The organism is uncultured Formosa sp. (assembly GCF_947500765.1).
Taxonomy (GTDB): Bacteria; Bacteroidota; Bacteroidia; order Flavobacteriales; family Flavobacteriaceae; genus Formosa.
The window spans coordinates 1-5,178 of sequence record NZ_CANMTH010000024.1; the positions used below are offsets into that span (position 1 = coordinate 1).

General features: G+C 28.1%; 3 protein-coding genes. All 3 read right to left on the reverse strand.

Annotated elements, in window-relative coordinates; genetic code table 11:
* On the reverse strand, positions 1–279 hold a 279-nt coding region (locus tag Q1B05_RS18240; RefSeq protein ID WP_299782831.1), incomplete at its 3' end, for a transposase.
* Between the two features lie 187 nt (positions 280–466).
* Positions 467–1,642, reverse strand: a complete 1,176-nt coding sequence (locus tag Q1B05_RS18245) for a hypothetical protein (protein WP_299782833.1) — start codon at positions 1,640–1,642, stop codon at positions 467–469.
* A 161-nt stretch (positions 1,643–1,803) separates the two neighbouring features.
* Positions 1,804–5,028 carry a hypothetical protein gene (locus Q1B05_RS18250; RefSeq protein ID WP_299782835.1) on the reverse strand — a complete coding sequence of 1,075 codons (3,225 nt, stop codon included), beginning with the start codon at positions 5,026–5,028 and terminating at the stop codon, positions 1,804–1,806.
* Positions 5,029–5,178 lie beyond the last annotated feature (150 nt).

Below are 5,178 nucleotides of genomic sequence, written 5' to 3' on the forward strand. Positions count from 1 at the left end.
AGCATCCAGATCCTTTTTAAGAAGCAGTTTTTTAAGCTGTTCAATTTCCTTTTGAAGTGCTTTAATTCTAGATATTTCGTCTTTTGTTTCCACTTTTACTCTGGTATTCATTAAGTCTTTACGATTGTACTTTTTAATCCACACATTCACTGTTGTAGGTGCAATAGAATAGAGTTTGCATAGTTCACTCTTGGTGTGTTTTCCGATTGTAAGTTCTGCTAAAATTTTTAATTTGAAAGGTTCGCTGTAACGTCTAATTACTTTGTCATTTTTGTACATAATGTTTAAAATTATGTAGCCTTTATTCAGGACAACTCAAAATTACTTACAACGTTATTGTATATGGTTTGTTGCGTGTTTCAAGCAACTAATTTAATAAATAATTACCGACCAAGAAAGACCGCGAGGACTTTCGTAAGTAGGCAAGAAGCCAGCAATAAATTATATACGGTGTTGGTAGCAGTGCTTATTCCATATTCGTTTTTGTTTTGAAATCTGAATTTTTTCCAGTTGAATTTACTTTATTGATAAACTCTTGCATTTTATCTGTTAGATAAAGTATGTCTTGATTTTTCCAATATTCTGCATTGTATTCTCCTTTGAGGTCAAACATATCTCTATTTAAGTTGATGTTGTTCTTAATTTTTTCAGTATTGTCTATTGGAATTGAATAATAAACATAACTCCAATCAAAAATATCTTTTACTTGTTCTTCATAAACTTCTGTTTTTCCTTTTAAAGTTGCTTTATTTAACTGAATTTTATTTGTTATGGTGTTTCTCTCAAAGCTCGACTTCCAATTACTTAATATAGTTCTATATTTTGCATTTCTTACATTCTCAAAATTAGCATTTTCATTGCTATAAGTTACATCTGCTTCTTTAAAAGTATTGTCTTCATTTAAAATATAATAACCACTATACAAACTTTTTTCACTATCTATTGGATTGAGAATAATTTTACTTGAATTCTTTTCTAAAGAAGTTTCGTAACTAATATCGAATTCTTCACGATTAAAAGCAATTCTAATAATGTTTGTAAAGAATTCTTTAAAACTGAATAATGCAAAGTCAATATTTCTATTTTCGACACCTACTTTTCTGATATTTTCAATATGTACTTTATAGTTTTTTTTAGGCATAGGTTTTGACCTAGTATCAAATAAAGCTTGTTTTTCCACTATTCCAGAAAAATCGACAATTTTATAGAATTCATTGTTTTTTTTAATCACAGCTCTTAAGAAAAACTTTTCTTTATGTGGTTCAAGTGCATAGTCTGTCAATACAGTTTTTAGCATTTGAGTGTAAAGTCCATCTTTGCTCAATACAATTTCATCTAATTCATAAGTTAATGGCTTCATAAAAATTGTGTCATTTGCTTTTAGATACATAAAATCAACATCTAAAGTTTCATAAACTACGCTTTGGATTAAAATTTTTCCATTCGTTTTTTGAAATTCAAAAACACCATCTTCATTGCTAATTGTATAATTTTCAAGTCCCTTTATAGTTGCATAAGAAATAGGTTTATCATCTTCTTTGTCCCATAGAATATTTAATGTTGACTCCTGTCCAAATAAGAAATTTGAACTTATTAAAAATATTAATAAATAAAGTCTAATTATTAATTGTTTTTGATTCATTTCGTAATGTTTTTTTGCATTGCTACCAACGGTTTTGTGTATGATTAGTGGCGTGTTTAAGCACCTAATTTAGCAAATAAAAACCGAATAGAAAATCCGCGAGGATTTTCGTAAGTAGGCGAGAACCAGCCATTAATTATACACGGTGTTAGGCGTAGTTTTTATTTTTCCTCACGAAATAAACCATCAACGCTGGCTTTAAGATAAAAAGTAGATGTTCCTAAAATTTTACCACTATTTATCGGATAGAATTTCAGCATCATAGCATCATCAGTTATAAGTAAAGAGTTGGTTAGTTCTTGAGTTAACGTTATTGTGTCAATTAATAATTCAAATACAGAATTGCCTCTCACTGATTCAGGAAGTGCGTTAATAAAATCTAATTTAGAGGTAGCCATTTTCAAATCGCAATTATTTTTTATCCAATCAAGAAGTTCTTTATAAAATTCACCATTCAATACATATTGATTTCCAGAATGACCAATATAATCCTTTGAAAATGATTTAATCATAGACTTTGTACTGGTAGTAAGAGTGAATTTTTTAATGAATTTTACCTTTTTATTTTTAGTTAATTCAAATAGCCTTAAAAGTGAAGTGAAGTCTAGTATAAAATACTCATAATTAAAAAGGTTTATGATTGGATAAGAAGTTTGAGTGTATTGAATTACTCCCTTTCTATCATATTCCAAATTGTAATATGCTTTTATAAAATGTTTAGAATATTCTCCAATAACAATTTCTGTAAATGATATTTTTTGTGAATAATATTCGTTTATCAATTTATTAGGGTCATAATCCTGTTTTCCAGTTATCTCACCTAAAAAATCTAACAAGCTACCATCTTTAAGATGCTTTTCTATATTAAAAGATTCCATAGGAATTTGACTAAATGGATCTTTATCATTTACTTCTTCAAGGATTTTATCATGAAGTGCTAGATATTTATTCATTATGCGTTTAACAACGATGCTCTTTTTTAAATTCCCAAAATCACCAGAAAAAGTAACTATATCTCCAACTTTTTTACCTATTAATTCATTAAATTTTTTGTTTTTATCTGATATTTCAACGAATGATATTTTGCTATTATTTTCATACTTAACAAAATGTCCATTTTTAATTATATCAAAGTCTTTTATAATCCCATCTGGACATTTTACACAAGCCATAAAATATCCCATTCTTGCTTGAGAATCTGATTCATTTACAGCTTGCCTGTAATACAACTCCAAACCTTCCTTTTGATGATTGTTTTGTAGAAGAATTTCTGCGATAGTTGTTGCATTTATAGAACTGTTAAATTCAATTTTTTCAGCCAGTTCAAAAAGTCTCTCAAACTGTTCGTTTGAAGGGTCATCAACCTCATTCAAAGCTATAGCATAATTTGTAAGTATAAATTCATCAGATTCGTCTTTGGTGAAATAATATTCGCAAATTTCTATTACTTCAGGCGATTCAAATAGATGTCTTTTTAATTCAACTTCCAGATGAATAATTCTCGAATTGAAAGAGAAATTAATACGCCAATTCTTTAGTAATTTAAGTAATTCAGAATTGTTAGATTTTGAAAAATATAGTACTTGAATATATCTTAGCAAATCAATAGACTCTTTATCATAATCTAAAAATGCCCTATAAACTTCTATAGATTTCGAATATTCCTTTAGCAATTGGAATGTTCTTGCTAATGTTGATTGCGTATGTATTTCACAAATGTTACCACTCTCCCAAATCTCATTTAATTTTTGAATTGTTTCAGAATCATTTTCACGTTTAAATACTTTTAGTGATTCTATTAACAGATTCTTTAAATCATTATTTTCGAAGTTTTTACCTTTGATATATTCATCAATTGAAATACGAGAATTTAAGTCGTATTCATGTAGTGATTCAGGAATAATAAACATGTGTATCAAATGATGTTTAACATCACTAATTCCTTTTAAGAATTCCCTTGCTGATTTGATAAATTTTTCAATGTTATCTAGTTTTGAATAGCAAATCATTTTTAATGTCAAAATTTCTGATGTTTGTTCTTCGGATTCAGAAATTATTTTAATTGCACCTTTAATATCTCCAATTAATTGAAGTGAGTTTGCTAAAACTAGTGTATAGTATGATTCTTTTATATTAGACTGTGTATAATGTTCTTTCATTTTATACACATAATCTTTTTCTCCTTCCATTAAGAATTGAAGATATGAATTTAGAAATTTTAGCGAACTGTGATTACCTTGAATTTCAGAATTATGAATAGCTTTTAGATAACTTTTTTGTATTTCAAAAATTGGTTCTAAAACACTCAAAGGTAATTTAATAGATTCATTAAAGCTTATGTATAAACCCATGAGCTTCACGCTAGCACAATTAACCAAATACGCAGTTTCTCTAAAATTTTCAAATGTTGTAGGTTGCCCGTTGAATTCAGTAACGTCTACAATAATATTAAATTTAGAAAAAGCTTCAACCAAATCTACATATCTCCTCTTTTCTATGCTACGTGCATGAATAAGAGCTTTAAATCTATAATCATGAATAGCAATCTTGGGAACATTACTTAAAATCTCACATAGCTCATCACTATCTTGAATAAGACATTTTACAGCCCATGCTTTAGGATTAAATTCATCTAAACTTAATATTTTATTTGCCAAATCATCTGCTTTTGGAAATTCATCTAATCTATAATAAGCATAACAGGCATTTTCTAAATTTTCTCTAGATTTATCATTCAGTTTATACGCTCTTATATAAGCTTTTTGCCATTCGTTAATTTGTTCTGGCATATATTCTAAACACCTTCCTTTTAAAATCTCTAAACTAGATTTCATAACATTTGTTGGTATGAAATTATAGTTTTCAAAGCTTTTTTCTAGAGCTTTCAAATTTGAAAATGCCGTAATTGGTTTGAAGGACTCAAGGTTGGATTTATACTGCTCAATTTGTCTGTTATACTCAAGTTCTAAATCAGATGAACTATTTTTTCTAAATTCATCTTTAATAGTTTCTATTGCTGTTTTGAATTCTAAAAGTATTTCTTGGTATCGCCTTTCATCCCGGATTTCTTTAAGATACTTATAAGCTGATTCGTATTCTACTAGTTTGGATTCAAAAATCTTGAAAAATCTTGAATAATCTCCTGTAATTTCTTTATTTCTTAAATCCGAATTTGGAAGTTTTGAAGCTGTTTCGAATATTTCGTTAATCTTTTTTCTCTCATCCTTTAAAATGTCAGAATTTGCACAATATTCTTTCAAAGAGTCATCAAATGCCTTATTTATTTGTTTTTGAACCTCTGTACTGATAAATAGTTTTCTTCCTTCTATTACAATTCCTGCACCTAGGCTGATTCCAAAACTTGCTAATCCTTCTATAAGTGGCATTATTTAAATTTTATTTAAGAGATTGTTATCGTTTTATTTAGGTTGAATGTTACTTCCATGGGTAATTACGCCTAACGTGTTTGTATATGGTTTGTTGCGTGGTTTAAGCAACTAATTTAGTAAATAATTACCGACCAAGAAAGTCCGCGA

Excerpts from the sequence above, each read along its gene's own strand:
- Q1B05_RS18245 (WP_299782833.1), bottom strand. The coding sequence starts at position 1,642 with ATGAATCAAAAACAATTAATAATTAGACTTTATTTATTAATATTTTTA.
- Q1B05_RS18250 (WP_299782835.1), bottom strand. The coding sequence starts at position 5,028 with ATGCCACTTATAGAAGGATTAGCAAGTTTTGGAATCAGCCTAGGTGCA.